The sequence below is a fragment of the Shewanella cyperi genome (genome assembly GCF_017354985.1).
GTDB classification, from domain to species: domain Bacteria; phylum Pseudomonadota; class Gammaproteobacteria; order Enterobacterales; family Shewanellaceae; genus Shewanella; species Shewanella cyperi.
On sequence record NZ_CP071501.1, the window covers coordinates 1,824,414 to 1,849,300 of the forward strand.

The following is a 24,887-nucleotide window of genomic DNA, read 5'->3' on the forward strand; positions in this document are numbered from 1 at the left end:
TCTCAGAGCAGAGAGTTTAGCCCTGAGAGCGCTTTTGATGGCGCTCGAACAGACGCCGTTGGATATCGCCAAGCTGTAGCCCTTGATCTTCAAGCAGCACCATCAGATGGAACAACAAATCTGCCGCTTCATCCACCAGTTCTGCCTTGTCGCCGGTGGCGGCGGCCAACGCTGTTTCCAAGCCTTCTTCACCCACCTTTTGCGCTATGCGCTTGGTGCCGCTTTGGAACAAGCTACTGGTGTAACTGGCACTATTTGCAGAGCCTGTTTGCGGTTTGCGTGATTGGATCAGAGCCGCCAGCTGGGCGTTGAAATCCAAGGTACGGGTATCCCAGCAGGACGTGGTGCCCAAATGGCAGGTGGGGCCCTGAGGCAGCGCCTGCACCAGCAGGGTGTCGTTGTCACAGTCGCAGTCAATGGTCACCAGCTTGAGGCCATTGCCCGAGCTTTCACCCTTGGTCCACAGTCTTTGTTTGCTGCGGCTGTAAAAGGTCACGAGTCCCGTTTCCAGGGTTTTTGCCAGTGCATCCCTGTCCATATAACCCAGCATCAGCACTGTGCCGCTTAAGTGATCCTGCACTATGGCCGGGATCATGCCCTGCTGCTTGTCCCAATCGATACGCCCGGCCAATGTCTGTTGATGGCTGTTGTCATACATGCTCTGTTCCCCCGTTTCTAATCGCCACACCCTCCAGCCTGAGATAGTGTTTTAAATCCCCTATGGCTATGGTGCCCCTGTGGAATACACTGGCCGCCAGGGCACCATCGACGCCGGCCCCATTGAATACCTGCAGAAAGTGCTGCATTTCACCGGCACCACCCGAGGCTATCAGGGGTACGTGGCAGCATTGGCGCACCATGGCCAACTGTTTGATATCGTATCCCTTGCGGACCCCATCCTGATCCATTACGTTAAGCACTATTTCGCCACAGCCCTGACGTTGAACTTCCTCAACCCAATCAAGGGTATGCCATTGGGTTTCCCGGGTCGCGGCTTCATCGCCGGTAAATTGCTTAACCTTGTAACTGCCACTTTGGGCATCATAAAAACTGTCGATACCGACCACTATGCACTGGCGACCGAACTCGTCGGCCAGCCGCCTTATCAGGGAAGGATCGGTCAGTGCCGGCGAATTGATGGAAATCTTATCGGCACCATAGGCCAGCAGTTCCCGCGCCTGGGCCACTGAGCGTATACCGCCGGCGACACAGAAGGGGATGTCTATCTGCTCGGCGATGCGGCTGACCCAGGATTTGTCCACACCGCGGTCATGGGCGCTGGCGGTAATGTCGTAAAACACCAGCTCATCAGCGCCTTCTGCCGCATAACGGGCCGCCAGTGGCACTATGTCGCCGACAATCTCGTGGTTGCGAAACTGCACGCCCTTGACCACCTTGCCATCGCGTACATCGAGACAGGGGATTATGCGTTTGGCCAGCATTGGATAGCCTCCTTGACTGTGAATGCCCCTGTGAGCAGCGCCTTGCCTATGATGATGCCACTTGCGCCGCTGTCACGAACCGCGGCTACATCGTCCAGATTGGCTATACCACCGGAGGCTTGCCAGGCGATATCGGGGAAGCGTTCGGCCAGTTCCCGGTACAGGGCGGTATTGGCCCCCAGCATGGTGCCGTCACGGCTGATGTCGGTCACCAGGGCGTGTTTGAGACCTGCGGGAGCATATTGGGCCACCAGGGCTTCCAATGTTTTACCGCCGCCACTTTGCCAGCCGGATACGGCCACTATCTTGTTACCATCGGTGTCGATATTGACATCCAGCGCCAGGCAAATGGCCTCCGGGCCAAAACGTTCCAGCCAGCCAAGCACTGTGGCCGGCTGCGACACGGCAAGGGAGCCTATGACGACACGCTTGATACCGGCGGCGAACAGGGCTTCCAATTGCGCAGTTTCCCGAATACCGCCGCCCACTTGAATATCGACTTCGAGCGATGCACACAGCGAACTGATGAGTTCGGTCTGACGCCGGCCCGGATCCTTTGCGCCACTGAGATCCACCAGATGCAGCAGGGATGCACCCTGGGCCTGGTACGTTTGCAGCTGCTGCAGCGGACTGAGATCAAATGTGGTTTGACGGCCGTAGTCGCCCTGATACAGACGTACCACCTGGCCATCAATCAAATCAATTGCCGGTATTATCATGCAAAGGTCTCCTGGCAGGCATCTTGTGGCAGCGTGGCCACGGTCAGCGCTAAAAAGTTTTTCAGGATCTTGGCCCCGACCGGGCCACTTTTTTCGGGGTGAAATTGCACCCCCATAAAATTGCCTTTGCCAATGGCGGCACTGAATGGCTGACCATAGTCCGACTCGGCGAGACTGTATTTGGATACCGGGGCACAGAAAGAGTGCACAAAATAAACGTAATCGCCCTGACTTATGCCGGCAAACAGCGGGTGGGCACCGGGGGATAACTGATTCCAGCCCATGTGCGGCAGCGGCTGTCCGGCGCTGTCCAGTTCAACTATGTCCAGCGGGATGAGCCCCAGGCAGGGCACGTCTTTCTCGCCCGCACCCTGTTCACGTGAACTCTTGCAAAGCAATTGCATGCCGAGACACACACCGAGCACCGGCTGTTTTAGGCCGCGGATTATGTCGGTCAGGCCTTTGGCTTCGATGGCGGCCATGGCTGCGGCGGCCGTGCCGACGCCGGGCAGCACCAAACGAGGCGCCTGCTGCAATACATTCCTGTTGGAGGACACCAACACCCTGGCTCCCAGGCGCTCAAAGGCAAAACGCACCGAGTTCAGATTGGCGCAGCCCGTATCTATAATGACCACATCCACCTGATTATCCGTCATCAGAGCACCCCCTTGGATGAGGGCAGGGCATTACCCTCCACTGTGACGGCCTGACGCAAACTGCGACCAAGGGCCTTGAACATGGCTTCCACCTTGTGGTGATCATTTTCTCCGCTGCAACCTATGTGCAGATTGCAACGCAGGCCATCGGCAAAGGAGCGGAAGAAGTGTCCGACCATTTCGGTGGCCATTTCACCGACCTTGTCGCGCTGAAACTGCGCTTCAAATTTAATGAAGGGGCGACCGGAAAGGTCCAGCAGGCATTGGCCACTGGCTTCATCCATGGGCAAACTGAAGCCAAATCGACCTATGCCGCGCTTGTCACCCAAGGCCTGGCGCAGGGCATCGCCCAAGGCCAGGGCCGTGTCTTCAACACTGTGGTGATCGTCAATCTGCAGATCGCCCTTAACCTTGACCGACATGCTGAAATTGCCGTGGGTGGCAATCTGATCCAGCATATGGTCGAAAAAGCCTATGCCGGTATCTATGCTGTTATTGCCGGGCTTATCCAGGTCCACCTCGACCCGGATATCGGTTTCCCGGGTGGTGCGTACCACGGTTGCCCGGCGGCCAAGACCAAGGATGGCATCGGTAATAGCCGGCCAATCGAGACCGTCCCTCTGGTATTTGAAACTGCGAATGCCCATGGCGTTGCCGAGCTCCACATCCGTTTCCCTGTCGCCTATGACGGCCGACGATTGGAAATCGACCCGCCCCTCGGTGAGGAAGGATTTGACCAGGCCGAGCTTGGGTTTACGGCAACTGCAATTGTCCTGATTGAAGTGTGGGCAGATCAGCACCTCGTCAAACTTGACCCCCTGGCTGGTAAGAAACTGCATCATCAAATTGTGGGGGGCATCAAAATCTGCCTGAGGAAAAGAAGCCGTGCCCAGGCCGTCCTGGTTGCTGACCATCACCAGGCGGTAGCCCGCCTGTTGCAAGCGCAGCAGTGAGGGTACCACCAGCGGCTCAAACACCAACTTGGTCAGGCTGTCCACCTGCTTGTCGCTCTGGGGTTCCTCTATCAGAGTGCCATCGCGGTCGATAAAAAGAATTTTCTGTGCCATGGGGTGTCCTGTTAGCCTGTTATACCGTTAAGTAAAGCAATGATCCTGTCGGTGTCTGCACTGTTGCTGAAGCTGATGCGGATGGCTTGTTTAAGGCGCGGATCCTTGTAGCGTCTTGCCACCACACCACCTTGTTGTAATGCGCCCGCCACGGTTTCCACCTGCTCGAAAAAGGCCAGTACAAAGTTGCCCTGACTGGTGGGCACCCGGGCGCCGGCTGCAACCAAAGCCTCACGCAGTCTCTGTCCCTGTAACTTGAGTTCTGCCACATCCCGGCGCATCCGCTTGATCCCGGCATCGCTGAGGGCCGCCAGCGCCAGCTCGGACACGGGCACGGGAACCGGGTAGGGCGCAATCACCCTCATCACCATTTGCACCACATCGTCCCGCGCAATTAAAAAGCCGCAGCGGGCGCCTGCGAGACCAAAGGCCTTTGACAGGGTGCGCAGCACCACCAGATTGGGGTAACTGTTCAACAACTCGAGGGCACTGCCGGTGTCCGCAAATTCGGCGTAGGCCTCATCCACCACCACCAGGCGATCATCAAAACGCTTAAGTACGGATTCTATGGTGCCGGGTGAAAGCACTGTGCCCGTGGGGTTGTTGGGGTTACACAGAAAAATGATTTTGGCATCGGCGACGCCATCCAGTTGCGCGGGCAGCTGGAAATTGTCATCCAATGCCAGGGCCCTCACGCCCACATTGAAGGTGGCTGCGCTGATGGCATACATGCCATAGGTGGGACCGAACAGGGCAATACTGTCCTTGCCGGGGGTGCAAAAGCAGCGGATTAGCAGCTCTATGGCCTCGTCGGCGCCGCGACCACAGACTATGTTGCTTGCCGGTACCCCAAGGTAAGCACCATAGGCCTCAAGCAGGGCCTTTGGTTGACATTCGGGATAGCGATTCAACTTATCTATGGTGCTGGCATTGAACGGCGACTCATTGGCATTGACCCAGATATCGCCCTGACCGCCAATGCGTCTGGCGCTTTGGTAAGGCTCAAGCTCAAGCAGTTCCGGACGGGCCAGCCGTGCCGCCAAACTCATGCCCGGATCAAAAAAGGTGTTGCTCATACTGGTGACTCCCCGGTCTGTAAACGAATGGCGACGGCATGGGCGTGGCCACCGAGCGCCTCGGCATTGGCCAGGGTGATCACCGCCTGACCCAGGTTGGCCAGGCCTTCCCGGCTCAGTTCCTGCACGGTAAAACGGCGACTGAAATCCGCCAGCGACAGGCTGGATACGGTGCGGCTGTAACCATAGGTGGGCAGCACGTGATTGGTACCTGAAGCATAGTCGCCGACCGATTCGGGGGTATAGGCGCCGAGAAATACCGAGCCTGCGCTGCGAATGGCCGGCAGCAAATCCCGGGGAGCATGGGTTTGTACTATCAGGTGCTCCGGTCCGTAAGCGTTGGATACGGCAACGGCTTGTGCCAAGCTTTGTGTCAGAAAAATTCGGCTGTTGGCCAAGGCCTCCAGGGCTATGGCTTTTCTTGGCAACTGCTCCAGTTGTTTGGCAAGCTCTGCCACCACCTGCCCGGCGAGGGTGTCAGAATCTGTTACCAGCATGGCCTGAGAGTCGGGGCCGTGCTCGGCCTGGGACAAAAGATCGGCCGCCACAAACGCTGGATTGGCACCGGCATCGGCAATCACCAACACCTCAGAGGGCCCGGCGGGCATGTCGATGGCGGTTTTCAGTCCCGGAGTCTGGGCCAATTGGCGTTTGGCTTCGGTAACATAACGGTTGCCTGGGCCGAAAATTTTGTCGACGGGCGCAATGGACTCGGTACCAAAGGCGAGGGCCGCAATGGCCTGGGCACCGCCACATTGATAAATTTCGTCGATACCGCACTCCCTGGCGGCATAGATGATGGCATCGTCTAAGGGGGGCGGGCTGACCAGCACCCGTCTGCGGCAACCGGCGATCCTTGCAGGCAGCGCCAGCATCAGCACGGTCGAGATCAGCGGCGCACTGCCGCCGGGGATATAGAGGCCGACACTGTCCAGCGCCTCGCTTCTGAGCTCACAGCGCACCCCTGCCATGGTGTTGATGCACAGGGGCTCAAACTGCTGGGCACTGTGAAAGGCTTCAATATTGGCCATCGCCAGGGCTATGGCAGACTTCAGTGACGGACTAACCCTGGCACAGGCGGCGTCAATCTCGGATGGAGTGAGGCGCAGTGACTCGGGTTGGCATCTATCAAATTGCTTGCTCAGTGCCGCCAGCGCCGCATCGCCACCGCTGCGGACCCTGGCCATGATATCGGCAACCTGCTTGCCCAGTTCGCCCTCATCGACCAGGGGGGAGCGGGACAAAGCTTCGGCCTGCGCTTCGGTGCTCAATTGGTTCCAGTTGAGGATTTTCATGCTTACCCCATCATCTTTTCAATTGGCATCACCAGGATGGAACTGGCGCCGAGGGCTTTCAATTGTTCCATGGTGTCCCAGAACAAATCTTCGCTGCTGACGGCGTGGATTGCCACCCTGTTGGTGTCATCGTTGAGCGGCAGCACTGTTGGGTTTTCGGCACCGGGCAACAGGGCAACAATCTGCTCCAGTGTGGCGGTGGGGGCGTGCAGCAGTATGTATTTGCTTTCCCGCGCCTGCACCACACCGTTCACCCGCGACATGATTTTGTCCACCAGCGCCTGTTTGCTCGGGCTCAACTCACCGGGGGCCTGCACCAGGCAGGCCATGGAGCGGAAGATCACCTCGGTCTCATAGAGGCCGTTGGCCTCCAGGGTGGCGCCGGTCGAAACCAGATCGCAGATACCGTCCGCCAAGCCCGCCCTGGGAGCCACTTCCACCGACCCCTTAAGCATGCAATCCTGATAGGATATGCCTTTATTTTGCATAAATCTTCGCAGTAGGTTGGGGTAGGACGTCGCTATCCGCAATCCTTCCAGAGATGCCGCATCCTGATAGGCAAATTCGGTCGGTACCGCCAGGGATAAACGACAGGCACCGAAATCCAATGGTCTGAGTTTGATGACCTCGGCGCGTTTGCCAATCAGTTCCCGTTCAAGTTGCTCTTCTTCCAGAACGTTCTCGCCAATGATGCCCAGATCCACGACCCCATCCATCACCAGGCCGGGAATATCGTCGTCCCTGACCCGCAACAGATCGATGGGCATGTTATCGGCGTGGGCAATGAGGCGTTGCTCGTTGACGTTGAATTTGATGCCGCAGCTTTTCAGCAGTTGCTGGGAATCTTTCGACAAGCGGCCGGATTTCTGGATGGCGATACGCAGTCTGTTACTTGTGGTCATGGCGTGGATCCCTGTATCTATTTCAGTATCTAAAGTTATTGCAAAACAATTTTTTGAGCGCAAAGAAAAACCCCCGGAATTCCTTCCGGGGGTTCTATTGAAACTTTAGATCCTGACCGCCAGAAGGAAATAAACCTTCGGCAGTGAGCTTCCGAAGGCTACCGCTTATGATGGTGATGATGGTGCTTGGCAGTCGGAAGTAAGAACATGGTGGATCCTCTTTAGCATCTGTTGCGGGTCAATTGCCCGTCGTGAGGTTTAAACTAAGCCTATTTTTTTGCCATTGCAACCTAATTTTTACCTAACTTCAAAAATCCTCATGATGAATGAATATGCAATTACCCCAATGAGCATCGAGTGAATGAAAAATACAAGGCTTGTTCCGCAAGCGAATTCCCGCATAATGCAGGCATTTGAACTTTATCGACTCTGACTTTGACCGCCAGCCGCATTTTCCCAACAGCCCAAACGCCAACATCCGGCCCCGGAACCCCTGCGGGCAAAGGCATGTCGCTGGTTGAGCGCGTGCATGCTGTGCTTGGGCAAGGGGGGCTGTTGGCCAGCCAATTGCGTCACTATCGTGAACGGGCGGTGCAGCTGGAGATGGCCGCCGAGGTGGCCGGGTGTTTGACAAGTTCCGCTCAGCCCCTGGTGCTGGAGGCCGGTACGGGCGTGGGAAAGACCTTTGCCTATCTGGTGCCGGCATTGCTGAGCGGAAAGCAGATTATCATCAGTACCGGGTCGAAAAATCTGCAGGAGCAATTGTTTTTCAAGGATTTACCCGCACTGCTTGGCTTATTGGGGCTGGACATTCAGGTGGCCTTGCTAAAGGGGCGCAGTAATTACCTGTGCCAGTGGCGCTTGGCCCGTCAGCTGGAAGCTGTGGGCACACATCAGGAAGCCGTGCTGGACGATCTGCTCAAGCTGCAGCAGTTTGCCGATAGCACCACAGACGGCGATCTGGGCAATCTCAGCGGCGTTTCCGAGTCTTCACCCGCCATCGGCATGATAAACAGCAGTCGCGACAGTTGCGGCGGACAAAAGTGTGCCTTCTATGAGCAGTGTTTTACCCGTAAGGCCAGGCAAAGGGCGCTGCAGGCCAGGCTTATAGTGGTTAACCACCATCTGTTTTTTGCCGACCGCCTGCTTAAAGACACAGGCTTTGCCGAATTGCTGCCCGATGCCGATGCCGTGGTATTTGATGAAGCCCATTTGCTGCCCGATATTGCCGTCAGCTATTTCGGCTCGCAATTGTCGATGGGCCGTATCAAACGGCTGCTGGATGAGGTCGACAAGGTGTACCAGCAGCAACTGCGCGATACGGCGCAGCTGGCTGCCATGGCCGGTCGTTGCAGCGAACGGCTGAGCGATTGGCAAAATCGGCTGTTGGACAAGGGCTATAACGATTGGCGTGACAGCCTGGCCGACAAGGAAATGGCAGCGGCTTCCTGGGCCCTGGTGGCCGAGTTGTTGGCGTTGGAAAAATTGGTCCAGGCCCACTTGGGCCGCAGCGAAATACTGGATGTGTTGGCGCCGTCGCTGACCGAGGTGCGGGCACAACTGGAACAATTTTTTCATTGTGATAATCCCGAGGCTGCCTACAGTGTGGAGTGGGGGGAGCGGCATTTACAGCTGCGGATTGCCGCCATGGATGTGGCGCGCCAGTGCGCTGAGCTGTTCAATGATAACAGCCGCTGGGTATTTACCTCGGCGACCTTGCAGGTGCAGGGCTCTCTGGGTTTCTTTGTCAGGGGAATGGGGCTGACAAAGGCGCGGCAAGTGGTGCTCTCCAGTCCCTTTGACTATCCCAATCAGGCGCTCCTCTGTGTGCCGCGCCACCTGGGGCATGTGGCCAATCAGACGGCCATGGTCAAACGCCTGGTGGATATCTGCCTGAAGGCTTTTGCGGCGGCCAGAGGCCGCACCTTTGTGCTGTTCACCAGCCACAGAATGCTGCAACTGGTGGCCCATGGACTTGCGGGGCGTACGCCCTATCCCATGCTGGTGCAGGGGCAGGGCAGCAAGCAGCAGCTGTTGTCCAAGTTTCGGCAACTGGGGGATGCGGTACTCTTGGGTACCGGCAGTTTTTGGGAAGGGGTGGACGTGCGCGGCCATTCGCTGTCCTGCGTCATCATAGACAAACTGCCTTTTGCTTCTCCCGATGATCCTCTTTTCCGGGCCCGCGCCGGTCAATGCCAGCGCCAGGGACTGGATCCCTTTACCCAGGTGTCTTTACCCCAGGCGGTGATTGCCCTTAAGCAGGGCGCCGGACGTCTCATTCGTGATGAGCGTGATAAAGGAGTGCTCATCATCTGTGACAATCGTTTGGTCAACCGCGATTATGGGCGTGCCTTTCTCGGGTCATTGCCGCCTATGGCCCGCACCCGGGATCTGGACCGGGCTTTGGCATTCCTGGCTGACATTCCCTGAGTCTGTATTCCCCGGGGGCTTTCTAGTAGAATGGCGCCACTTTTTTGCCGCAGCCTATAGCGGCACCGGATTTGAAGATGAGTGACATGAGCCAAACTCCCTCCGCCATCCAACTGAGCGCCAATCCCGTCATTTTGGCCCTGGATACCTGTACCGAAGCCTGCTCTGCTGCCCTTTGGGCCAACGGGCAACTCTACGCCGACATGGCCGATGCGCCGCGGGAGCACAGCCAACGTTTACTGCCGATGATAGACGCCTTGCTGACCGACGCCGGCCTGACCCTGGCGGATGTGGATCTGCTTGCCTATGGTCGTGGTCCGGGCAGTTTTACCGGCATACGGATTTGTACCAGCATGACGCAGGGGCTGGCACTGGCCAGAGACTTGCCCGTGATTGGCATCTCCACTTTGGCGGCCATGGCTCAGCAGGTGATGCAGCAGGAAGGCGCACCGGAAGTGCTGGCTGCCATCGATGCCCGCATGGGAGAGGTCTACATGGGCCAGTTCAAACTGGTGAATGGCCTGGCGACCCTGGTCGGCGAGGAACAGGTATGTCCTCCCGAACTGGTGGCCCTGGTCGATGCCGGCAGTCAGGTGTATGCCTGTGGCACCGGTTTTGATGCTTACCCACAACTGCTTGAACTCAATGGCGGACTGGTTGCCTCAGATAAGGTGAAATTCCCCTCTGCGGCGGCTATGATTGAATTGGCCAAGGCCGGGATAGCGCTGGGCCAGGTGACCTCGGTCGATGACTTGGAACCCGTTTACTTGCGTGATACCGTAGCCTGGAAGAAATTACCCGGGCGTGAATAATAACGGGGTGTAATTATGATGGCACAGGGCCAACACGGGAGCGCATTCTCCTGGTCCCCACAGGGGATAGCGGCCTATGTGCAATCCGGAGGGGCAATGCAGCTGGACTTCAATCGCAGTCTTCCCGTCAACATGGGCGCGCGCCAGATAGCCCCCGTGGCTGCACGCCAGCAGCAGGAAACCGTTACGGTTGACCCAGAACAGCCTGAAGCCAGGTCGGCCAAGGGCTTTTTGGTGCCCCTGGATGAGCGCCTTAACGCCAAACTGGCCTATGACAGACACACCCGCGCCAATCAGGGCGCCATTTCCCAATACCTGCTGACCCAACACGCCGATAAGCGTGAACAGATCCAAAAGATGGTGGGAATCGATCTCTATGCCTGATCCCCTGACCGGGATCCCCGGCCGCTCCCGCTTCCTGTTTGAATTACTCCTGGCTCTGACCCTGACCCGGCTACCCTGGCTGGGTATTCCCTTCAAGTGGCTGGAAAGTTTTTTCCATGAATTATCCCATGCCTTTATGACCGTCATCAGCGGTGGTGAAGTCAGCCATATCAGTTTGTTTGCCAATGGTGCCGGCCTGTGCTTCAGCGAAGGCGGCATGCCAGTGCTTATCGGCATCGCCGGTTACGCCGGCGCAGCCCTGTGGGGCGGGCTGCTGTTTTCCCTGGCAACCTGGCCCAGGGGGATCCGCACCAGCTATGCCTTGCTCGGCACCATGGTGCTTGGGGTCATAGTCGCCTGGGGCCGTGACTTGTTGACCTTATCCATGCTGCTTTGCCTGGCGATACTCTTTTTTCTGCCGCTGCGCTTAAGTCAGGCCAGTTGGCTGGTGTCGGGCCTGAGGATCATGGGCTTAATGGTGATGCTTAATGCTTTGGCCAGCCCGACGGTATTGCTGGGGATGGGGGGACGCGGGGATGCGGCGTTACTTGCCGAGCTGACCTGGTTACCGGAAATCTTCTGGATTGTGCTCTGGCTGTTGTTGGCGCTGAGTGTGCTGTATCTGTGCTGGCGCCGTGTTGAGCGGATCAGTTTGGCGCGCGATCAGCTCATTGGTAACAAAGTATGAAGCCTGCTTGGCAAGGGCGGTTGTGGCTGTTAGCTTAGGTTAACCATATCAAAGCCTTAGACTGGTAAAAGGAGTTTCCCCATGAAAAAGACCCTGCTGTGCGGCATGCTGTTGTCGCTTTGTTCCCTTACAGCCCATGCCGATCCCGCCATGGAGCAGGCCCTGAACAATCCCCTGCGCAGTGCCGATAATCAAGCGCGCGACCAGTACCGTCATCCAGGTGAGACCTTAGGTTTTTTCGATGTCCAGGCGGGCAAGACTGTGATTGAGCTTTGGCCCGGTAGTGGTTGGTATGCGGAAATTCTGGCGCCACTGTTGGCGAAAGACGGCCATTATGTGGCCGCCAATTTCGATACCCAGCCGGCAAAAGACAATCCGGCCCCCGCTTATCGGGCCAAAATTGGGCTGGCCTTCGAGGCCTGGCTTGATGAACACAGGTCGGCACTTGGCAACGCCTCCAGCCTGGCCTTTGATCCGCCATTCAAAAGCTCCCTTGGCAATGACAACAGCGCCGATGTGGTGTTGACCTTCCGTAATCTGCATAACTGGGCCATGCAAGGGCAATTGGAAACCGTGTTCGACTCGGCGTACCGGGTGTTGAAGCCCGGTGGCGTGCTCGGGGTGGTGGAACACAGGGCCAAGCCAGGCATGACTATGGACTCGGGTTACATGGATGAGGCGCAGATGATTGCCATGGCGGAAAAGGCCGGCTTTACCCTGGCCGCCAAAAGCGAGATCAATGCCAATCCCAAGGACAGCAAAGATCATCCCAAAGGGGTTTGGACCCTGCCTCCCCGTCTGGCGTTGGGTGATACGGACAAGGAAAAGTACCTGGCCATTGGCGAGAGCGATCGCATGACGCTGAAGTTTGTCAAACCCGGAGCCTGATGTGCCCTGGCAAAGGATCCTTGCCGGCAGTGACGCCGGCATTATCATCGATGGTGTAAAGGTCCGGGACATTCGCTTTCATCCCGGGCACCTTGAGTTTGCGGCCCGCCTTTTCGGTGATACCGATAAACCTTTGCTGCTCGCGCTGCATGGTTGGCTCGACAATGCCAACAGCTTTGTTCCCCTGGCCGCGTCCCTGCAGGACTATTGTATTCTGGCGCCCGACTGGCCGGGACATGGTCACAGTGAGCACAGATTGGGTGGTTATCCGCTGCATTGGCTGGATTATCTTTACGATTTGCACGCCATTCTGGGTTGGCTTGCCGAATTTGGATTGGCACCGGTGGCGATTGTCGGTCATTCCCTGGGGGGCATAGTGGCCTCTGCCTATTGTGCCGCCCATCCCCATGCCGCCGAGGCGCTGGTGTTGCTTGATGCCCTGGGGCCCTTAACCGAAAGTGCCGACAATGCCAAAGCCCGTCTGGCTCGCAGTTTTGCCCAGCACGGACGGGAGCGCACGGGGGAAGACAAGCTCTATCCCAGCGTCGAGGCCGTGGCCCTGCTCAGGCAAAAACTGACAGGTATGGCATTGGAACACGCAGCTCTTATCGTTGAGCGCAATCTGCTGGCAAGGGGGAGCCACTGGTGCTGGCGTACCGATAAACGCTTGAAGCTGGACTCACCCCAGCGGTTGACACCGGAGCATGCCGATGCATTGATGGCAGGCAGTGAAATTCCCACCCTGGCACTGCTGGCGGAGCAGGGGTATGAGACCATAGCGCGCATGTTACCCAAGGCCAAGGATTGGTATCTGAACTTCAATCACCAGAGACTGCCGGGTGATCATCATTTCCATATGTCCCATGCTGAAGCCACGGCCAAAGCCATAAGAGAGTTTCTCCAGCCGCAGCAGCTCGCCCGATAAAGCCCGCAAAAAGGGGCTGGGCTTTTTGTTGCTTTTGTGTGATGATGATTCGAAATTCAAACGCCCGTATGATTTTTGGGCGATTCAATAATAACAATCTAAGAAAAAGCTGCGCCGAGCGGTACATTCGACTCCCTGAAAATCGGGCGAACGAATGGCGTTGTGAGCGGCAGTGGGGTGTTAGGAGACTTCTGTGGACAAGCCTTGGATCAATCATTTGCCACATGACGTGCCGGCGGAAATCAATCCGGCCCAGTTCGAAACCTTGGTCGCTATGTTTGAAAATGCGGTTGGTCGGTTTGAAGATCAACCCGCCTTTATCAATATGGGCGCGGTACTGACCTATCGTAAGTTGGAAGAGCGCAGTCGTGCCTTTGCCGCTTACCTGCAAAACCGGCTCAAACTGAAAAAGGGCGATCGCGTTGCCGTCATGATGCCCAATCTGCTGCAATACCCCATAGCCCTGTTCGGCATACTGCGGGCCGGTCTGGTGGTGGTAAACGTCAATCCCCTGTACACCCCGAGAGAACTCAAACATCAACTGATAGACTCGGGTGCCCGTGCCATAGTGGTGGTGTCCAATTTTGCCCGGACCCTGGAAGAAGTGGTTGATGAAACCCCGGTGGAGAGTGTGATCATTTCCGGCCTGGGCGACATGCTCAGTGCCCCCAAGCGCACCCTGGTGAACTTTGTGGTCAAGTACATCAAGAAGCTGGTGCCCAAGTATTCATTGCCACACGCGATTTCCATGCGCGATGCCCTGAGCCGCGGTCGCCGCATGCAGTATGTCAAGCCCGAGCTTGAGCACAGCGATCTGGCCTTTTTACAATACACGGGTGGTACCACAGGCGTATCCAAGGGCGCCATGCTCAGTCACGGTAATATAGTTGCCAACGTGCTGCAGGCCGACGGCGCTTATTCGCCGCTGCTGACCGACGGCAAGGAGCTGGTGGTTACCGCCTTGCCCCTGTATCACATCTTTGCCCTGACCGTGAACTGTCTGCTGTTCCTGCACAAGGGCGCCAGAAACCTGCTGATCACCAACCCAAGGGATATTCCCGCCTTTGTCAGTGAATTGCGCAAATATCCGTTCACGGCACTGACCGGTGTCAACACCCTGTTCAATGCCCTGGTCAACAACAGCGACTTCGCCTCGCTGGATTTTTCCCGGCTTAAATTGTCCATAGGTGGCGGCATGGCGGTACAACGTGCCGTGGCCGAAAAGTGGCAGGGGATCACCCAGACCCGCTTGCTTGAGGGGTATGGTTTGACCGAAGCCTCACCACTGGTGACCTGCTGTCCCTATAACCTTGACGGTTATAACGGCTCCATTGGTTTTCCGGCGCCTTCCACCCTGATCCAAATTCGTGATGAAGACGGCAAGGTGCTTCCCCAGGGAGAAACCGGTGAGCTGTTCGCCAAGGGCCCCCAGGTGATGCTGGGTTACTGGCAGCGTCCGGAAGAAACTGCCAAGGTATTGGATAAGGACGGCTGGCTGGCCACAGGCGATATAGGTTACATGGACCCACAGGGATTCTTTTTCCTGGTGGATCGCAAGAAGGACATGATCCTGGTATCAGGCTTCAACGTTTTCCCCAATGAGGTCGAAGATGTGGTGGCCATGCATCCCAAGGTGCTCGAAGTGGCAGCCATTGGAGTGCCCAATGACGCCAGCGGCGAGTTGGTGAAGATTTTTGTGGTCGCGAAAGACAAATCTTTGACCGAACAGGACATCATCAAGCACTGCAAGCATCATTTAACGGGCTATAAGGTGCCCAAGCTGGTAGAATTCCGCGATGAGTTGCCAAAAACCAATGTGGGAAAGATTCTGCGCCGGGAGCTTCGGGACGAAGAACTCAAAAAAGCATGAATCCAAAGCCGGCGACAGCCGGCTTTTTGTTGCCCGCCCTGTGGGAGACCTGGGTTGTTAGCCTTCGAATATATAAAAGATGATCAAGCATTGGCGGCACTGGTTGCCCAGTACAGCCAGGCCAATTTGCTGGTGTTGGATACCGAATTTGTCCGCACCCGTACCTACTATGCCCGCCTGGGCTTAATCCAGGCCTATGATGGCAAGACCCTGGCCCTTATCGACCCCCTGGCCGTTAAAGACTTATCCGGCTTTTGGGCCCTGTTGACCAATCCAGCCATCACCAAGCTGGTGCATTCCTGCAGCGAAGATCTTGAGGTGTTTGCCCGCAACGGTCGCTGCCAGCCAACGCCTCTGTTTGACAGCCAGATAGCCGCAGCTCTGGCCGGCCTGGGTCATGGCCTGGGTTACGCCAAGCTGGTGGAAATGTGTCTGGGGGAAGTGCTGGACAAGGGGGAATCCCGTACCGATTGGATGAAGCGTCCCTTGACCGAGGCCCAGCTGCAATATGCGGCCAATGACGTGTACTTCCTGTATCAGTTGTATCCTCAGCTCAAGGAAAAGCTTGAGCAGCAGGGCAGGTTGCAATGGGCCCTGGAAGAAGGCGAGCGCATGACCGAAGGTCGATTGCAGCAAGCCGATGGCGACACCGCTTATTTGCGGGTTAAGAACGCCTTCCAATTACAGCCCAAACAGCTGGCCTATCTCAAGGTGCTGGCCAAATGGCGTCTGGAGCGGGCGCTGGACAGGGATTTGGCGCTGGGCTTTGTGATTAAGGATCATGGCCTGATAGCTCTGGCGAAAAAGCAACCCCAGACCATGAATGAACTGCTTAAGATAGTTGATTTGACCGAGCAGGAAAAGCGCATTCACGGCAAGGAATTGCTGCGGGTGATGCAAAGCGCGGATCTGCAGCATTTGCCCGAGCCCCTGGATGTGATAGCCCTGAAGCCAGGTTATAAGCAGGCCTTCAAGGACATCAAGACAGCCCTCACAGAGATCTGTGAACAGCAGCAGGTGCCTTCGGAATTGCTCTGTTCCAAACGTCATATCCACGAATACCTGCAGTATGTCTGGGATGGTCGTATCGGCGACGAGCCGCTGGTGATGCAGGGGTGGCGTGGTGCGTTGGCCAAAGAAGCGCTGGCTAACTTGAGTCTGTAAGCCGCATTGTTTGCAAAAGCGCAATAAAAAAGCCGCCCAAGGCGGCTTTTTTATTGGCAGTTCGGCTTACCTTACCTGTCGGGCAGGGTAACGTTCAGCTCAAGTACCGAGATATTATCGTCGTTTTGTTCCAGTTGAACCGAAACCTGATCAGGCGAGATCTGCACGTACTTGCGGATCACTTCGATAATTTCCTGCTTCATCAGCGGGAAATAGTCCGGTGCTCCCCGCTCACCCCGTTGATGGGCAACGATAATTTGCAGCCTTTCTTTAGCCGTAACTGCGGTACTGGATTTTTTGTTGCTTCTGAAATAGTCGAGTAAGGACATAATTAGCTACCAAAAATTCGTTTGAGGAATCCCTTCTTTTCTTCCGTGACAAAGCGTACCGGTACTTCTTCACCCAGCAGACGCGCCACGGTATCGCTGTAGGCCAGGCCGGCATCGCTTTCCTGGTCGATGATTACGGGAACACCCGAGTTGGAGGCCTTGAGTACGGCCTGTGACTCGGGGATCACGCCAATGAGTTCAATGGCCAGAATTTCTTCCACGTCGGCGACACTGAGCATTTCACCTGATTTGACCCGGCTTGGAGAGTAACGCGTCAGCAACAGGTATTCCTTGATAGGCTCCAGGTTCTGCTCGGCGCGGCGTGAGCGACTTTGCAGCATGCCCAGGATCCGGTCCGAATCGCGCACTGAACTCACTTCCGGGTTGGTGGTGACTATGGCGATATCGGCAAAGTACAGTGCCATCATGGCACCGGTTTCAATCCCGGCCGGTGAATCACAGATAATGAAATCAAAATCTTTGGATAAATCTTCCAGTACCCGACCGACACCCTCTTTGGTCAGGGCATCTTTGTCACGGGTTTGGGATGCCGGCAGGATAAACAGCTTATCGCAGCGTTTGTCCTTGATGAGCGCCTGATTGAGGTTGGCCTCGCCGTTGATCACATTGACGAAGTCATAGACCACACGGCGTTCGCAACCCATGATAAGGTCGAGGTTACGAAGGCCGATATCAAAGTCAATGACCACTGTCTTGTGGCCCTTGAGTGCCAGGCCGGTGGCTATGGCCGCACTGGAGGTGGTTTTACCCACGCCGCCTTTTCCTGAAGTGACAACAATAATTTGTGCCATGTCGCTATTTATCCTTTAAATCTGTCCCTTATTGGGGCAGTGATTCAACCGTTAACGACTCGCCGACGAGGCGAATACAACCGCTTTTTGAGGTAACATGCTTTTGCAGGTTTTCAGTCAGCCAATATTGGCCTGCAATGGAAACCAGTTCTGCCTCAAGGGATTGCGCAAGGATCACGGCATTCGCGTCACCGCTGGCGCCGGCCATGGCCTTACCCCTTAAAGCACCGTAAATATGGATACTGCCATCGGCGATGACTTCGGCACCGTTACCGACTGCTCCGAAGATCACCAGATCGCCGTCTTTGACATAAATCTGCTGTCCTGAACGTACGTTCTGTTTCACTATACGGGTGTTTCTGGGGGGCGGGGGAGGTGTTTTGCTTTCTTTGCCGGCCTTGAGTATGGCAAGCCCAAGGGCTTTGGCCTGTTCACTCAATGGGTTGCTGGCGCCGGTAACACCGACGATGACCAACTGCCGCGACTCCAACAGTTGTTTTAGGGCGGCAAGGTCCACCTCTCCATCCGACAGGGCACTGAGATTGACGACCAGAGGTGCACCCAGAAAAAACTGTGGTGCCTGGGCCAATTTGCTGTCCAACTCGGTGGCAATACTGTCCAAATCTTTGCTGTTAATATGCAAAACGGACAAGGTAAAAGACGATCCCTTTAATTCCAGGCTTGCTTTTGGCATCCCCGCAAAATACTCCAGAAATTAACCAGTCTAGGCGCTGATTTGCATTATATTCTCAGGGGCCCATGTTATAGTGTGCCCAATTGGCTGGCAAGTTTGATAACGGGGAATTTGAAACAACCATGATTTGTGCGGTATATAAAAGCAGTCGTAAAGCTGAAACCTATTTGTTTGTGCCCAAACGCGATGATTTCAGTCAGGTGCCCGATGCCTTAATGGACATGTTTGGTACCCCGACTCTGGTAATGATGTTACCGTTGCAAAAAAGACAGGTCCTGGGACTGGCTGATATTAACAAAGTGCGCAGCGAGTTGGCTGACAAGGGATACTACCTTCAGTTGCCACCGCCGACCGAAAACCTGCTCAAAGAGCACAGACTCAGCCTGGGACTCAAGGATTAAGCTGATAAAAGCTAAAAGGAGACCCTGTGATCGATAACAAAATGTTGCCCTTGTTTTTGGCGCCCTTTTTGGTCGCGGCGCCGGCCCACAGCGAAACCTACCCTGAGTTTCTGGCGGGGCTGAAGCAAGAGGCAAAGTCGATTGTTGGTATGAATGATGAAGCGCTGAACAGCGCTTTTTCGCAAATTAAACTGTTTAAAAAGGCTTCTGCCGGGGGGGCTCCACAGGCTCAGCCCGAAAAGCTGGACGACTATTTCCCCTTCAGGGTCCCCGAGTCCCTGGTGGAACAGGCCCGCGAGCAGTTCAAGCTGCATCATGAAAGCCTGCTGCAGATTGAAAAACAATTTGGGGTACAGCCGAGATTTGTGGTGGCGCTGTGGGGACTCAGGTCAGAATTCGGTAACCGCAGTGCTGGTTATCCGGCGCTGACTGTGAATGCGTCACTGGCCTACGACGGCGATGATAAGGCGTTTCACCGTGAACAGGTGCTGGCCGGACTTAAGGCGCTGGCAAGGGATGGATTGGCATTCGATGCTTTTACCGCCAATACCAAAGGGCTGCTGGGACAAACAGCGTTCAGCGCCGCAGACTATTTGGCCTATGCCACTGATGGTGACGGCGACGGTAAGAAGGACATCTGGCAAAACACAACCGATGTTTTTGCCTCCATCGCTACCTTGCTGGTGAAGAATGGCTGGCAGGCGGAAGCCACCTGGGGACGCCAGGTGCGGGTACCGGATGGCTTGGATGCCAATTTGGTGGGTTTGACTCACAGCGAAAGTTTTGCCCAATGGCAGAAACTGGGCGTCAGGCGTTATGATGGTACAGATCTTCCGGACCGTGCCGATATGCAGGTGTCACTGATCATGCCCGAAGGAGCCAAGGGCAGGCAGTATCTGGTATATGAGAATTACCGGGTACTGTCCAAGTTGTTTGCCTCGGACTTTGAGGCCCTGGCGGTGACCTATTTGTCGGAAAGGATCAAATATCCGCCCATTGAATAGTGTGGATTCGTGCCCTTGGTGGCCAAGCAGTAAATAGAGCCTAGGTGGGTAGACGTGACTGAATTCTGGAAACACAAACGCCTTGATGAAATGAGTTCGCAGGAGTGGGAATCACTGTGTGACGGTTGTGGCAAATGTTGCCTTAACAAGATCATAGATGACGATACCGATGAACTGTATTACACCAATGCGGCTTGCAAGTTACTCGACAGGGATGAGTGCCGCTGCCGTCATTACACCGAGCGCTTCTCCTATGTGCCCGGTTGTGCGGCGATCACAGTGGACAATATTGGCCAATTGGATTGGCTGCCGGAAAGCTGTGCTTATATCAGGTTGTACAAGGGCCGCGATTTGCCATCCTGGCATCCGCTGTTGACCGGATCAAAGGATGCCATGCATGCGGCAGGTATGTCGGTAAGGGGTAAGGTGGTCTGTGAAACCAAGGTCAGGTACCTGGACGATCACATAGTGCTTTGGCCCCTGCTGGATTGTGACTGAGCAGCTGGATTGACTGTATTGGTTAGCCATAAAAAAACGCCCTCATGGGCGTTTTTTTATGGCGCAATGTTCTCAGGCTTGCTTTTTGAGCACGGGCACCAAAAACAACGCCAGGGCCGCAAGAAACGTGGTGAAGGCCACAATCATCCACTGGGCCATGGTGACATCGGCGAATTCCCAGGGAATGTCGGTGCACATGCCGGTAGGCATAAACACCGAGGGCAGCCAGTCATGCAGTGGCATCCAGCCGGGAAATTCAGGCAGGAAGGAGCAGGTGGCAAAGGGGGAAGGATTGGTTTGAATGTCCACCAACTCCATCGACAATTTCACTCCCCATGCCGCACTGGCACCCCAGAGCAGGCTCGCCAACATCCTGACTGGCCTTAGCGTCGGTGCTGTCATGCCAATGATACCTGCCAGCAACAGGCCCAGTACCGCAAGGCGGATATAGATACACATGACACAGGGATCGAGTTTCATCCCGTACTGGAAATAAAGGGCCGATAATTCCAAACCAAGTGCTGTCAGCGCCAACAGTCCCCAGGCAAGGCGACCATGGGCAAAGCGCGTTAATTTGCTAAACATAAGTGCTCCATATAAAAATTGCCCCGCGGCGTCAGCGCGGGGCAATCAAGACTCTACTTAAAGCCGGCGTACCGGTCAACCTCAGTGGCTGGACAGGGCGTTCGCTGCGGCTTCCTGCACTGTGTGATGGTGGATCAATCCGCTTTCATAAAAGAAGCGGGTCGACTGTTCCAGAAAACCTGTTTCTATGGCCATGATGCCGACAACTGACAGCATCACAGTGTAAGGCAGCGCCATCCATACCATGCGTCCATATGACAGACGAATGAGGGGCGCCAGTGCCGAAGTCAGCAGGAACAGGAAGGCCGCCTGACCATTGGGTGTGGCTACCGAAGGCAGGTTGGTGCCTGTGTTGATGGCTACCGCCAACAAGTCAAACTGGTCACGGCTGATTTGGCCATGGAGCAGCGCAGATTTGACTTCGTTGATGTACACGGTGCCGACAAATACGTTGTCACTGACCATGGAAAGCAGGCCGTTGGCTATGTAGAAGATGACCAACTGGACATTACCTTCAAAGCTCAGGGCCCATTGCACCACGGGCGCAAACAGCTGCTGATCGATTATCACACCCACTACGGCGAAAAATACTGCCAGCAGCGCGGTAAAGGGCAGGGCTTCCTCGAACGCTTTTCCCAGGGCATGCTCATCGGTTACACCGTTGAAGGCCGTGGTCAGGATGATCACCGACAGGCCGATAATGCCCACGGCTGCCAAGTGGAAAGCCAGTCCCAGTATCAACCAGATACCAACCAAGGCCTGCACCACCAACTTGACGTTGTCCTTGTTGGTACGGTGAGAATCTTCATAGGCAGAATAATCGGTCAGGATCTTGTGCACTGCATCGGGCAACTTGGCGCCATAGCCGAACCAGCCCAGTTTCTCCACCATAAAACAGGTAAGGATACCGGTCACCAATACCGGCACTGTTACTGGGGACATGCGCAGGGCAAACTCGGCAAAGTTCCAGTTAGCCTGGGCAGCAATGATCAGGTTTTGCGGTTCGCCCACCATGGTGCAAACACCGCCCAAGGCCGTCCCCACACCGGCATGCATCAGCAGGTTGCGCAGAAAACCCCGGAAGGATTCCAGTTCATCATGGTTAAGCTGCTCGGCAGCTTCTGAGGTGTGGTCATGATCCGAGCTGAAGTCCTTGCCTGATGCCACCTTGTGATACACAGAGTAAAAACCCACAGCCACTGTGATGATTACTGCTATCACTGTCAGAGCATCAAGAAAGGCCGACAGGAACGCCGATGCACAGCAGAACATCAGTGATACCATGGTTTTGGATCGGATCTTGGTAATGATCTTGGTGAAGGCAAACAGCAGCAATTGCTTCATAAAGTAGATGCCTGCCACCATAAATATCAACAGCAGCAACACTTCCATGTTAGCGATTAATTCGTGCAGCACCTGTGAGGGCGAGGTCATGCCGATAATCACGGCCTCAATGGCCAACAATCCCCCGGGTTGTAATGGATAGCATTTTAGTGCCATGGCCAGGGTAAAAATAAACTGCACCACCAACGCCCAACCGGCAACAAAGGGATTCAGACTGAATAAAATCGGGTTGATTAAGAGGAATGATAAAATAGCGAATTTGTACCATCTGGGGGAATTTCCCAGAAAGTTGCCAAATATCGCCTGACCAATAGTCACAGGCATGCCACCTTCTCCCATACTGTTGAATTATTTATAAAGTTTATGGTTTTGTCATTGAAATCCAATCCAGTCTAGCCTAAAGCCCCACACAATGTAATCCGCCATTTACAACGGACTTTCAAAAATCTGAACCAATTTGCAAAAACGGTCAGCGTAATTTCCCGCTTGCTCTCTTTTTAGGCGTTTTTTGTGACTAAACACCTTTTATAAACCGGAATGGTTGGTGCTGGTGGTTTTCATTTTTTACCGCTCTGGTATGATCAGTGCCCATCATAGTGCTGAATAACCGGAAAAGTGGGCAGATGATCATCAATGCCAAAGGCCCTGCAAGTTTTGCAGAGAAGTACATAGTACGTTCGATCTGGGAAAATAAGTTTCCCCCCGGTTCCATTCTGCCGGCAGAGCGGGAATTGTCTGAACTTATCGGTGTTACCCGCACTACACTGCGTGAAGTGCTGCAGCGTCTGGCCCGTGATGGCTGGTTAACCATTCAACATGGCAAGCCGACCAAGGTAAACAATTTTTGGGAAACCTCTGGCCTGAATATCCTGGAAACCATAGCTGATCTTAACCCTGAAGGTTTCCCCGTATTGGTTGATCAGCTGCTGTCGGCCAGAACCAATGTCAGTGCCATCTATTTCCGCGGTGCGCTGCGCCACAACCCCGACACGGCCATAGCTGTGCTTGGCAAGATCCATGAGTTGCCGGACACCCCCGAGGCCTATGCCGAATATGACTATGAGCTGCACCATACCTTGGCATTTTCGTCAGGAAACCCTTTGTATGTCTTGATTCTCAACGGTTTCAAAGGACTCTACAGCCGTGTTGGTCGCTACTATTTCACCAGCGCCGAAGCACGTAAGCTGGCACTGGAATTCTACAAATCACTGGAGCTGTTGGCGCTGAAAAAGAGCTATGGTGAAGTACCGGCACTGATGCGCAGCTATGGTATCAACAGCGGCAAAATGTGGCAGCAGTTGCGCGATGACATGCCGGCGGACATTGCCCGCGAGGCCTGATTTAACGAAACGCTGCCAATTGGCAGCGTTTTTGTTTTGAGCTTATTGAACCGCCTCTCTTGGTGGGCAATGGGATAACTCTTTGATAGTTCCATCTTCCTCCTGTTGCTCAAGGGATATATCAAACCCCCACAGCCGGTGCAGATGCTTGAGTACCTCGGCGTGATTGTTGGATAAGGGGATATGGTTGTGTGGCACGTATCTGAGCGTCAGGGATCTGTCGCCAGTGACTTCGACACTGTACACCTGAATATTGGGTTCCAGATTTGACAGGTTGTACTGTTGTGACAGCATCTGGCGGATTTCCCGGTAACCCTGTTCGTCATGTATCGCCGACACCGACAGGTAGTTTTTGCGTTCGTCATCCACCAATCCGAAGAGCTTGAACTGACGGATCAGATTGGGTGACAGGTACTGGCTGATAAAGCTCTCGTCCTTGAAATTCTGCATCGCAAAGTGAAGTGTATCGAGCCAGTTGCTGCCGGCAATTTCGGGAAACCAGGCCTTGTCTTCATCTGTCGGGCGCTCACAGATGCGCCTAATATCACTGAACATATTGAATCCCAAGGCATAGGGATTGATGCCCGAGTAGAAGCGGCTGTTATAGGGTGGTTGGGCAATGACACCCGTATGGCTTTGCAGGAACTCCAGCATAAACCTGTCGGTCACCAGCCCTTCATCGTAGAGGTGATTGAGTATGGTGTAATGCCAGAACGTGGCCCAGCCTTCGTTCATCACCTGGGTTTGCTTTTGCGGATAAAAATACTGACTCATCTTACGCACTATGCGCACCAGTTCCCGCTGCCATGGCTCCAGTAGTGGGGCATTTTTTTCAATAAAATACAGCAGGTTTTCCTGTGGCTCGGCGGGGAAACGCTTTTTCTTCTGCACGGCCTTTTCGCTGACCGCTATAGGTATGGTGCGCCACAGATCGTTCACCTGACTTTGCAGGTATTCTTCTCTTTCTTTCTGGCGCAGTTTTTCTTCCCTGAAGGAGATTTCACTGGGACGTTTATAGCGATCGACGCCGTAATTCATCAGCGCATGACAGGAGTCCAGGATCAGTTCGACCTGATCAACGCCGTGGCGCTCTTCGCATTCGGCCACATAGTTTTTGGCAAATACAAGATAGTCTATGATGGAGCTTGCATCTGTCCATGTCTTAAACAGGTAGTTGTTTTTAAAAAAACTATTATGTCCGAAACAGGCATGGGCCATCACCAGCGCCTGCATTGTAATGGTGTTTTCTTCCATCAGATAGGCAATACAGGGGTTGGAGTTGATCACTATCTCGTAGGCCAGCCCCATCTGCCCACGCTTGTAACCTTGTTCGGTTTCGATAAAGCGTTTACCAAAGGACCAGTGGGTATAACCTATGGGCATGCCGATGCCGGCATAGGCATCCATCATCTGCTCGGCGGTAATGACTTCAATCTGATTGGGATAGGTATTCAGCCTATAGTGGGCTGCCACCCGCTCAATCTCCTTCAGATATTCGTCCAGCAACTCAAAGGTCCAGTCCGGTCCGTCACTCAAAGGTGTTTTTTTGCGTTTCCCCATAA

26 protein-coding genes are annotated in these 24,887 nt (G+C 54.9%); 12 read left to right on the forward strand and 14 right to left on the reverse strand.

All coding sequences use genetic code 11. The features are described from left to right. Positions 1–16: 16 nt before the first annotated feature. Genes hisIE through hisG form a run of 8 tightly spaced genes read right to left on the reverse strand, consistent with a single transcriptional unit; the run spans position 17 to position 7,157 of the window. A complete protein-coding gene (hisIE, locus tag JYB84_RS07835) occupies positions 17–658 on the reverse strand; it encodes a bifunctional phosphoribosyl-AMP cyclohydrolase/phosphoribosyl-ATP diphosphatase HisIE (RefSeq protein WP_207322845.1) in 642 nt (213 codons plus the stop codon). Continuing rightward, complete coding sequence (gene hisF / locus JYB84_RS07840; RefSeq protein WP_207322846.1) at positions 651–1,442, reverse strand: imidazole glycerol phosphate synthase subunit HisF; 792 nt, start codon at positions 1,440–1,442, stop codon at positions 651–653. Before hisF ends, hisIE begins: the two co-directional genes overlap by 8 nt. Next, positions 1,424–2,161: a 1-(5-phosphoribosyl)-5-[(5-phosphoribosylamino)methylideneamino]imidazole-4-carboxamide isomerase gene (gene hisA / locus JYB84_RS07845; protein ID WP_207322847.1), complete on the reverse strand. Its 738-nt coding sequence runs from the start codon at positions 2,159–2,161 to the stop codon at positions 1,424–1,426. Before hisA ends, hisF begins: the two co-directional genes overlap by 19 nt. Then, positions 2,158–2,817 carry an imidazole glycerol phosphate synthase subunit HisH gene (hisH, locus tag JYB84_RS07850; protein ID WP_207322848.1) on the reverse strand — a complete coding sequence of 220 codons (660 nt, stop codon included), beginning with the start codon at positions 2,815–2,817 and terminating at the stop codon, positions 2,158–2,160. The genes hisA and hisH overlap by 4 nt, the downstream gene beginning before the upstream one ends. Further along, complete coding sequence (gene hisB / locus JYB84_RS07855; protein WP_207322849.1) at positions 2,817–3,884, reverse strand: bifunctional histidinol-phosphatase/imidazoleglycerol-phosphate dehydratase HisB; 1,068 nt, start codon at positions 3,882–3,884, stop codon at positions 2,817–2,819. Before hisB ends, hisH begins: the two co-directional genes overlap by 1 nt. 11 nt (positions 3,885–3,895) lie before the next feature. Then, on the reverse strand, positions 3,896–4,960 hold the full coding sequence (hisC, locus tag JYB84_RS07860) for a histidinol-phosphate transaminase (protein ID WP_207322850.1): 1,065 nt from the start codon (positions 4,958–4,960) through the stop codon (positions 3,896–3,898). Then, positions 4,957–6,255 carry a histidinol dehydrogenase gene (gene hisD / locus JYB84_RS07865; protein ID WP_207322851.1) on the reverse strand — a complete coding sequence of 433 codons (1,299 nt, stop codon included), beginning with the start codon at positions 6,253–6,255 and terminating at the stop codon, positions 4,957–4,959. The genes hisC and hisD overlap by 4 nt, the downstream gene beginning before the upstream one ends. A gap of 2 nt (positions 6,256–6,257) precedes the next feature. Then, complete coding sequence (gene hisG / locus JYB84_RS07870) at positions 6,258–7,157, reverse strand: ATP phosphoribosyltransferase (RefSeq protein ID WP_207322852.1); 900 nt, start codon at positions 7,155–7,157, stop codon at positions 6,258–6,260. 507 nt (positions 7,158–7,664) lie between these two features. Here hisG and JYB84_RS07875 point away from each other — a divergent pair. The 8 genes from JYB84_RS07875 to rnd all read left to right on the forward strand — a co-directional run bounded on the left by JYB84_RS07875 (position 7,665) and on the right by rnd (position 16,318). Beyond that, positions 7,665–9,587, forward strand: coding sequence for an ATP-dependent DNA helicase (locus JYB84_RS07875; protein WP_207322853.1), 1,923 nt, complete (start codon positions 7,665–7,667; stop codon positions 9,585–9,587). A 77-nt stretch (positions 9,588–9,664) separates the two neighbouring features. Further along, positions 9,665–10,399, forward strand: coding sequence for a tRNA (adenosine(37)-N6)-threonylcarbamoyltransferase complex dimerization subunit type 1 TsaB (tsaB, locus tag JYB84_RS07880; RefSeq protein ID WP_207322854.1), 735 nt, complete (start codon positions 9,665–9,667; stop codon positions 10,397–10,399). A gap of 96 nt (positions 10,400–10,495) precedes the next feature. Further along, positions 10,496–10,783 carry a hypothetical protein gene (locus JYB84_RS07885; protein WP_207322855.1) on the forward strand — a complete coding sequence of 96 codons (288 nt, stop codon included), beginning with the start codon at positions 10,496–10,498 and terminating at the stop codon, positions 10,781–10,783. After that, the gene (locus JYB84_RS07890; protein ID WP_207322856.1) at positions 10,776–11,471 is read left to right on the forward strand and encodes a M50 family metallopeptidase; all 696 of its coding nucleotides are present in this window, start codon (positions 10,776–10,778) and stop codon (positions 11,469–11,471) included. The genes JYB84_RS07885 and JYB84_RS07890 overlap by 8 nt, the downstream gene beginning before the upstream one ends. Positions 11,472–11,552: 81 nt before the next feature. Continuing rightward, positions 11,553–12,359, forward strand: a complete 807-nt coding sequence (locus JYB84_RS07895) for a class I SAM-dependent methyltransferase (protein WP_207322857.1) — start codon at positions 11,553–11,555, stop codon at positions 12,357–12,359. Between the two features lie 40 nt (positions 12,360–12,399). Next, a complete protein-coding gene (locus tag JYB84_RS07900; RefSeq protein ID WP_207323147.1) occupies positions 12,400–13,284 on the forward strand; it encodes an alpha/beta fold hydrolase in 885 nt (294 codons plus the stop codon). Positions 13,285–13,477: 193 nt separating this feature from the next. After that, positions 13,478–15,154, forward strand: a complete 1,677-nt coding sequence (gene fadD / locus JYB84_RS07905) for a long-chain-fatty-acid--CoA ligase FadD (RefSeq protein WP_207322858.1) — start codon at positions 13,478–13,480, stop codon at positions 15,152–15,154. Positions 15,155–15,208: 54 nt separating this feature from the next. Further along, the gene (gene rnd / locus JYB84_RS07910) at positions 15,209–16,318 is read left to right on the forward strand and encodes a ribonuclease D (RefSeq protein WP_207322859.1); all 1,110 of its coding nucleotides are present in this window, start codon (positions 15,209–15,211) and stop codon (positions 16,316–16,318) included. Between the two features lie 71 nt (positions 16,319–16,389). Here rnd and minE read toward each other — a convergent pair whose 3' ends face one another. From minE to minC, 3 genes are read right to left on the reverse strand one after another with little or no spacing between them, the layout of a single operon-like run. Further along, positions 16,390–16,647 carry a cell division topological specificity factor MinE gene (gene minE / locus JYB84_RS07915; RefSeq protein ID WP_207322860.1) on the reverse strand — a complete coding sequence of 86 codons (258 nt, stop codon included), beginning with the start codon at positions 16,645–16,647 and terminating at the stop codon, positions 16,390–16,392. 2 nt (positions 16,648–16,649) lie between these two features. After that, entirely contained in the window at positions 16,650–17,459 is an 810-nt protein-coding gene (minD, locus tag JYB84_RS07920) for a septum site-determining protein MinD (protein ID WP_207322861.1), read from the reverse strand. 28 nt (positions 17,460–17,487) lie between these two features. Continuing rightward, positions 17,488–18,153 (reverse strand): septum site-determining protein MinC, encoded by a 666-nt coding sequence (minC, locus tag JYB84_RS07925; RefSeq protein ID WP_207322862.1) that lies wholly within the window; start codon positions 18,151–18,153, stop codon positions 17,488–17,490. A 122-nt stretch (positions 18,154–18,275) separates the two neighbouring features. Here minC and JYB84_RS07930 point away from each other — a divergent pair, with 122 nt between their 5' ends. The 3 genes from JYB84_RS07930 (at position 18,276) to JYB84_RS07940 (ending at position 20,056) form a co-directional block, all read left to right on the forward strand. Further along, positions 18,276–18,554 carry a YcgL domain-containing protein gene (locus JYB84_RS07930; protein ID WP_207322863.1) on the forward strand — a complete coding sequence of 93 codons (279 nt, stop codon included), beginning with the start codon at positions 18,276–18,278 and terminating at the stop codon, positions 18,552–18,554. A 26-nt stretch (positions 18,555–18,580) separates the two neighbouring features. Continuing rightward, the gene (locus JYB84_RS07935) at positions 18,581–19,558 is read left to right on the forward strand and encodes a lytic murein transglycosylase (RefSeq protein WP_207322864.1); all 978 of its coding nucleotides are present in this window, start codon (positions 18,581–18,583) and stop codon (positions 19,556–19,558) included. A 90-nt stretch (positions 19,559–19,648) separates the two neighbouring features. After that, positions 19,649–20,056, forward strand: a complete 408-nt coding sequence (locus tag JYB84_RS07940) for a YcgN family cysteine cluster protein (protein ID WP_207323148.1) — start codon at positions 19,649–19,651, stop codon at positions 20,054–20,056. 72 nt (positions 20,057–20,128) lie between these two features. Here JYB84_RS07940 and dsbB read toward each other — a convergent pair whose 3' ends face one another. Then, positions 20,129–20,641 carry a disulfide bond formation protein DsbB gene (dsbB, locus tag JYB84_RS07945; protein WP_207322865.1) on the reverse strand — a complete coding sequence of 171 codons (513 nt, stop codon included), beginning with the start codon at positions 20,639–20,641 and terminating at the stop codon, positions 20,129–20,131. A gap of 81 nt (positions 20,642–20,722) precedes the next feature. Beyond that, entirely contained in the window at positions 20,723–22,309 is a 1,587-nt protein-coding gene (gene nhaB / locus JYB84_RS07950) for a sodium/proton antiporter NhaB (RefSeq protein WP_207322866.1), read from the reverse strand. 299 nt (positions 22,310–22,608) lie between these two features. Between nhaB and fadR the strand changes: the two genes are divergently transcribed. Continuing rightward, positions 22,609–23,325: a fatty acid metabolism transcriptional regulator FadR gene (fadR, locus tag JYB84_RS07955; RefSeq protein WP_207322867.1), complete on the forward strand. Its 717-nt coding sequence runs from the start codon at positions 22,609–22,611 to the stop codon at positions 23,323–23,325. A gap of 42 nt (positions 23,326–23,367) precedes the next feature. On the opposite strand, the gene JYB84_RS07960 is transcribed toward fadR, so the two are convergent. Next, positions 23,368–24,885 carry a SpoVR family protein gene (locus JYB84_RS07960; protein ID WP_207322868.1) on the reverse strand — a complete coding sequence of 506 codons (1,518 nt, stop codon included), beginning with the start codon at positions 24,883–24,885 and terminating at the stop codon, positions 23,368–23,370. Positions 24,886–24,887: the final 2 nt, after the last annotated feature.

Coding starts and splice junctions, on each gene's coding strand:
- hisIE (WP_207322845.1), bottom strand. CDS start 658: ATGTATGACAACAGCCATCAACAGACATTGGCCGGGCGTATCGATTGG.
- hisF (WP_207322846.1), bottom strand. CDS start 1,442: ATGCTGGCCAAACGCATAATCCCCTGTCTCGATGTACGCGATGGCAAG.
- hisA (WP_207322847.1), bottom strand. CDS start 2,161: ATGATAATACCGGCAATTGATTTGATTGATGGCCAGGTGGTACGTCTG.
- hisH (WP_207322848.1), bottom strand. CDS start 2,817: ATGACGGATAATCAGGTGGATGTGGTCATTATAGATACGGGCTGCGCC.
- hisB (WP_207322849.1), bottom strand. CDS start 3,884: ATGGCACAGAAAATTCTTTTTATCGACCGCGATGGCACTCTGATAGAG.
- hisC (WP_207322850.1), bottom strand. CDS start 4,960: ATGAGCAACACCTTTTTTGATCCGGGCATGAGTTTGGCGGCACGGCTG.
- hisD (WP_207322851.1), bottom strand. CDS start 6,255: ATGAAAATCCTCAACTGGAACCAATTGAGCACCGAAGCGCAGGCCGAA.
- hisG (WP_207322852.1), bottom strand. CDS start 7,157: ATGACCACAAGTAACAGACTGCGTATCGCCATCCAGAAATCCGGCCGC.
- JYB84_RS07875 (WP_207322853.1), top strand. CDS start 7,665: ATGTCGCTGGTTGAGCGCGTGCATGCTGTGCTTGGGCAAGGGGGGCTG.
- tsaB (WP_207322854.1), top strand. CDS start 9,665: ATGAGTGACATGAGCCAAACTCCCTCCGCCATCCAACTGAGCGCCAAT.
- JYB84_RS07885 (WP_207322855.1), top strand. CDS start 10,496: ATGCAGCTGGACTTCAATCGCAGTCTTCCCGTCAACATGGGCGCGCGC.
- JYB84_RS07890 (WP_207322856.1), top strand. CDS start 10,776: ATGCCTGATCCCCTGACCGGGATCCCCGGCCGCTCCCGCTTCCTGTTT.
- JYB84_RS07895 (WP_207322857.1), top strand. CDS start 11,553: ATGAAAAAGACCCTGCTGTGCGGCATGCTGTTGTCGCTTTGTTCCCTT.
- minE (WP_207322860.1), bottom strand. CDS start 16,647: ATGTCCTTACTCGACTATTTCAGAAGCAACAAAAAATCCAGTACCGCA.
- minD (WP_207322861.1), bottom strand. CDS start 17,459: ATGGCACAAATTATTGTTGTCACTTCAGGAAAAGGCGGCGTGGGTAAA.
- minC (WP_207322862.1), bottom strand. CDS start 18,153: ATGCCAAAAGCAAGCCTGGAATTAAAGGGATCGTCTTTTACCTTGTCC.
- JYB84_RS07930 (WP_207322863.1), top strand. CDS start 18,276: ATGATTTGTGCGGTATATAAAAGCAGTCGTAAAGCTGAAACCTATTTG.
- JYB84_RS07940 (WP_207323148.1), top strand. CDS start 19,649: ATGAGTTCGCAGGAGTGGGAATCACTGTGTGACGGTTGTGGCAAATGT.
- dsbB (WP_207322865.1), bottom strand. CDS start 20,641: ATGTTTAGCAAATTAACGCGCTTTGCCCATGGTCGCCTTGCCTGGGGA.
- nhaB (WP_207322866.1), bottom strand. CDS start 22,309: ATGCCTGTGACTATTGGTCAGGCGATATTTGGCAACTTTCTGGGAAAT.
- fadR (WP_207322867.1), top strand. CDS start 22,609: ATGATCATCAATGCCAAAGGCCCTGCAAGTTTTGCAGAGAAGTACATA.
- JYB84_RS07960 (WP_207322868.1), bottom strand. CDS start 24,885: ATGGGGAAACGCAAAAAAACACCTTTGAGTGACGGACCGGACTGGACC.